The organism is Actinomyces sp. 2119, assembly GCF_003591215.1.
GTDB lineage: Bacteria > Actinomycetota > Actinomycetes > Actinomycetales > Actinomycetaceae > Actinomyces > Actinomyces lilanjuaniae.
The window spans coordinates 1-5717 of the sequence record NZ_QYRR01000014.1; the positions used below are offsets into that span (position 1 = coordinate 1).

General features: G+C 65.6%; 3 rRNA genes. All 3 read right to left on the reverse strand.

The features are described 5' to 3' along the window. Positions 1 to 53: 53 nt before the first annotated feature. Positions 54 to 170 (reverse strand): 5S ribosomal RNA (gene rrf / locus D4740_RS12550). 101 nt (positions 171 to 271) lie between these two features. Next, a 23S ribosomal RNA gene (locus D4740_RS12555) occupies positions 272 to 3462 on the reverse strand. 462 nt (positions 3463 to 3924) lie between these two features. Next, positions 3925 to 5510: ribosomal RNA gene (locus D4740_RS12560) — 16S ribosomal RNA — on the reverse strand. The 16S, 23S and 5S rRNA genes sit together here, the layout of an rRNA operon. Positions 5511 to 5717: the final 207 nt, after the last annotated feature.

A 5717-nucleotide genomic window follows, 5' to 3' on the forward strand; every position in this document is an offset into this window, starting at 1 on the left:
TTTGCTCCCCCGCCCCGCCCCCCCCGGGGGGGGCGGGGCGGGGGGTGGTGTGTGCTCGGTGGTGTCCTGCTCTCCCGTCCCCTGGCGGGGACAGTACCATCGGCGCTGGCAGGCTTAGCTTCCGGGTTCGGGATGGGACCGGGCGTGGCCCTGCCGCTGTGACCACCGAGACGTGGCCGGGGACCCGCGCACAAAGGTGGCGGTGGTGGTGGGGTGGTCGTGGACCGTACAGCGGGCGCGGCCGGCAGCCGTGGCAGGGCTGGCGGCGGGTGCGTGCTTGTGTCGGCCTGTTAGTACCGGTCGGCTCGCAACAGGTTGCCCTGCTTCCACCTCCGGCCTATCCACCCAGTGGTCTGCTGGGGGCCTTCCCACCCCCAGGAGGGGTGGCGGAGACCTCGTCTTGAGGCTGGTTTCCCGCTTAGATGCCTTCAGCGGTTACCCGTCCCGAACGTGGCCAACCAGCCGTGCCCCTGGCGGGACAACTGGCACACCAGAGGTTCGTCCGTCCCGGTCCTCTCGTACTAGGGACAGGCCCTCTCAGGTCTCCTGCGCGCGCAGAGGATAGGGACCGAACTGTCTCACGACGTTCTAAACCCAGCTCGCGTACCGCTTTAATGGGCGAACAGCCCAACCCTTGGGACCTGCTCCAGCCCCAGGATGCGACGAGCCGACATCGAGGTGCCAAACCATGCCGTCGATATGGACTCTTGGGCAGGATCAGCCTGTTATCCCCGGGGTACCTTTTATCCGTTGAGCGACGACCCACCCGCACGGGATCGCCGGATCACTAGCTCCTACTTTCGTACCTGCCCGACCCGTCGGTCTCGCAGTCAGGCCCCCTTGTGCGCTTGCACTCGACACCTGGTTGCCGACCAGGCTGAGGGGACCCTTGAGCGCCTCCGTTACTCTTTAGGAGGCAACCGCCCCAGTTAAACTACCCACCAGGCACTGTCCCTGGCCCGGGTCACGGACCGAGGTTCAGGCGCACGCCACGGCCAGGGTGGTATCCCAACAGCGACTCGCCACCGCGCTGGCGCGCGGGGGTCACGGTCTCCCACCTATCCTGCACAGGCCGGGGCGGGCGCCAATACCAAGCTGCAGTAAAGGTCCCGGGGTCTTTCCGTCCTTCTGCGCGAAACGAGCATCTTTACTCGTAGTGCAATTTCGCCGAGCTCATGGTCGAGACAGCGGAGAAGTCGTTACGCCATTCGTGCAGGTCGGAACTTACCCGACAAGGAATTTCGCTACCTTAGGATGGTTATAGTTACCACCGCCGTTTACTGGGGCTTGGACTCGCCCCTTCACCCCCAAAAAATGAGGGGGCTGAGGGCTCCTCTTGACCTTCCAGCACCGGGCAGGCGTCAGTCCGTATACCTCGCCTTGCGGCTTCGCACGGACCTGTGTTTTTAGTAAACAGTCGCTTCTCCCTGGTCTCTGCGGCCCTCACCCCTAGCCCGCGACGGGGCCTCAGGGCCCGGGCCCCCCTTCTCCCGAGGTTACGGGGGCACTTTGCCGAGTTCCTTGACCATGAATCACTCGTGCGCCTAGGCATGCTCTGCCCGACCACCTGTGTCGGTATAGGGTACGGGCGGCCGGCACCATCGCGTCGAGGCTTTTCTCGGCACCCCAGGATCACCCTGCTTCCCCCGCCCGCAGGCAGGGTCACCATCACGCCTCACCCCCGCCCCCCCACCCGCCACGGGCAGGAGGACCGCCCCCCGGATTTGCCTGGGGGACAGGCTGCGCGCTTGGACGGGCCAAGCCATCAGGCCCGCGGAGGCTACCACTGTGCGTCACCCCTGTTAACACGCTTGCCTACCAGCACGGAGGGTCCCCGCCCCCCGGGCGCCCCCACGGCCACAGGCCGCCGGGACACCACCAGGAGGACAGGTCAGCACCCGCGCGTCAGCACGGTCGGTACCAGGCCGGTACGGGAGTATCAACCCGTCGTCCATCGACTACGCCTGTCGGCCTCGCCTTAGGCCCCGACTCACCCAGGGCGGACTAGCCTGGCCCTGGAACCCTTGGTCATTCGGCGCTAGGGCTTCCCACCCTAGTATCGCTACTCATGCCTGCATCCTCGCTCCCGCACCGTCCACCCCTGGGTCACCCCGAGGCTTCACCCCGTGCGGGACGCTCCCCTACCACCCGCCGCCCCTGACCACCCCGCCCACCAGGACAGGACAGTAGGGACCACGCGACGGGCCCGCGGCTTCGGCGGCGCGCTTGAGCCCCGCTACATTGTCGGCGCACGACCACTTGACCAGTGAGCTGTTACGCACTCCTTCGAGGATGGCTGCTTCTAAGCCAACCTCCTGGTTGTCTGCGCGGCCGCACATCCTTTCCCACTTAGCGCGCGCTTAGGGGCCTTAGCCGGCGGTCTGGGCTGTTTCCCTCTCGACCACGGAGCTTATCCCCCGCGGTCTCACTGCCGCGCTCCACCCCGACGGCATTCGGAGTTTGGCTGACCTCAGTAACCCTGTGGGGCCCATCAGCCACCCAGTAGCTCTACCTCCGCCGGGAACCACGCGACGCTGCACCAAAATGCATTTCGGGGAGAACCAGCTATCACGGAGTCTGATTGGCCTTTCACCCCTACCCACAGCTCATCCCCCCGGTTTTCAACCCAGGTGGGTGCGGTCCTCCACGCGCTCTTACACGCGCCTCAACCTGGCCATGGGTAGATCACCCCGCTTCGGGTCCACGACGCGCCACTCAACCGCCCCTGACAGGACTCGCTCTCGCTACGGCTGCCCCCCACGGGTTAACCTCGCGACGCGCCACTGACTCGCAGGCTCATTCTTCAAAAGGCACGCCACCACCCCCCACCCCGCGGGCAGGAGGCTCTGACGGCTTGCAGGCGCCCGGTTTCAGGTACTGTTTCACTCCCCTCCCGGGGTACTTTTCACCATTCCCTCACGGTACTGGTCCGCTATCGGTCACCAGGAGGTATTCAGGCAGCCAAGCGGTCTTGGCAGACTCGCACAGGACTCCACGGACCCCGTGCTACCACGGGAACCCGGCCCACGCGCGCCCGGCCGGCTTAGCCTACGGGGGTCTCACCCTCTACGCCTCCCCTTCCCAGAGGACTCGGCTACCAGCACGAGCACAACGCGGCCCTCCGGCAGAAGAGCCACGGCCAGGCCCCACAACCCCGCACGCGCAGCCCCTGCCGGGTCAACGCACGCGCACGGTTTGGCCCTCCTCCGCTTTCGCTCGCCACTACTCACGGAATATCCTCTCCTGCGGGTACTGAGATGTTTCACTTCCCCGCGTCACCCCCCACGCACAGGCACACGCCCACGCACGGGTGGCACGACACAGCTCGTGCCAGGTCACCCCATTCGGAGACCCCCGGATCACAGCCCGCCAGCCGGCTCCCCGAGGATTATCGCAGGCCACCACGTCCTTCATCGGCCCCTGGTGCCAAGGCATCCACCGAGCGCCCACACAAACAAGCACACACAACACACCACACAACACGCACGCCGCAGGCACACGCCCACGCGCGCGCCCACGACGGCTGCACCACGACAGGCCACCACACCCCCCACCACCACCACGGCAGCAGGACGGCACGGCAGCCCGACGCTCGCGCCCGCTATACAGTTCACAACCACCCCGCCCACGCCCCGGCCACCACGCGCACGCACGCGCACCAGCCAGGACCAGGCCACCAGGACGCACAGGCCCCAGAACCCGACAGCGTGCCCCGCCACCGCCCCCCGGACCAGCCCCCCGACCACGAGGAGCCACCCAGGACACGACCCGGCGAAACCAGCACCACCCACCACCCCCAGGCAGCAGGCACGGCACCAGCAGTCCCCCCACGCCCCACCACGACCAGGCACCCACCAGCCCCCCGGGCCACCACGACCCAGGACCACGGGCACGACAGGCACCCCGCCACAGCAGTCTCCCTAGAAAGGAGGTGATCCAGCCGCACCTTCCGGTACGGCTACCTTGTTACGACTTCGTCCCAATCACCAGCCCCGCCTTCGACCGCTCCCCGTAGGGCCACGGGCTTCGGGCGTCACCGGCTTTCATGACGTGACGGGCGGTGTGTACAAGGCCCGAGAACGTATTCACCGCAGCAGTGCTGATCTGCGATTACTAGCGACTCCGGCTTCACGGTGTCGAGTTGCAGACACCGATCCGAACTGAGACCGGCTTTAAGGGATTCGCTCCGCCTCGCGGCACCGCAGCCCTCTGTACCGGCCATTGTAGCATGCGTGAAGCCCAGGACATAAGGGGCATGATGATTTGACGTCGTCCCCACCCTCCTCCGAGTTGACCCCGGCAGTCTCCCGAGAGTCCCCACCACCACGTGCTGGCAACACGGGACAGGGGTTGCGCTCGTTGCGGGACTTAACCCAACATCTCACGACACGAGCTGACGACAACCATGCACCACCTGTGAGGGCACCCCCCACCCCCCCGCAAACACGAGAGGACAGGAGAAGACCACGTCTCCGCGGCCCGCGCCCACATGTCAAGCCCTGGTAAGGTTCTTCGCGTTGCATCGAATTAATCCGCATGCTCCGCCGCTTGTGCGGGCCCCCGTCAATTCCTTTGAGTTTTAGCCTTGCGGCCGTACTCCCCAGGCGGGGCACTTAATGCGTTAGCTGCGGCGCGGGAGCCCCGGAAAAGGCCCCCCACACCTAGTGCCCAACGTTTACGGCGCGGACTACCAGGGTATCTAATCCTGTTCGCTCCCCACGCTTTCGCTCCTCAGCGTCAGTAACGGCCCAGAGACCCGCCTTCGCCACCGGTGTTCCTCCTGATATCTGCGCATTCCACCGCTACACCAGGAGTTCCGGCCTCCCCTACCGCACTCAAGCCGGCCCGTACCCACCGCACTCCCCCGGTTGAGCCGGGACATTTCACGGCAGGCGCGACCAGCCGCCTACAAGCCCTTTACGCCCAGTAACTCCGGACAACGCTAGCGCCCTACGTATTACCGCGGCTGCTGGCACGTAGTTAGCCGGCGCTTCTTACCCAGCTACCGTCAGCCCCGCCACCACGGGCAGGACCTTCTCCGCTGGCGAAAGAGGTTCACGACCCGAAGGCCTCCGTCCCTCACGCGGCGTCGCTGCATCAGGCTTTCGCCCATTGTGCAATATCCCCCACTGCTGCCTCCCGCAGGAGTCTGGGCCGTGTCTCAGTCCCAGTGTGGCCGCCCACCCTCTCAGGCCGGCTACCCGTCACCGCCTTGGTAGGCCCTCACCCCACCAACAAGCTGATAGGCCGCGAGCCCATCCCCCACCAGACCCACCCAAGGCAGGCCCTATCCCGCACCAGCCATGCGACCAGCACGAGCACACCCCGTATTAGCCCCACTTTCATGAGGTTATCCAGGAGAGGAGGGCAGGTTGCTCACGTGTTACTCACCCGTTCGCCACTCATCCACCCAGCCCACCACAACAGCGGACCAGGCATCACCGTACGACTTGCATGTGTTAGGCACGCCGCCAGCGTTCGTCCTGAGCCAGGATCAAACTCTCCAAAAAAAACAAGAACCACACGACGACCACCCACAAACCAGCAGGCAGCCCCCGCACAAAAAAACCAGACAGAACCACCCCACCACACGCACACCCGACCAGCCGCACGCACACACGCACGACCACAACCAGGCACACCCACAGCAGGACAGCCCCACCCAGACAGGCATAAAAGAACAAGACACACTATCGAGATCTCAAACCACACACCCA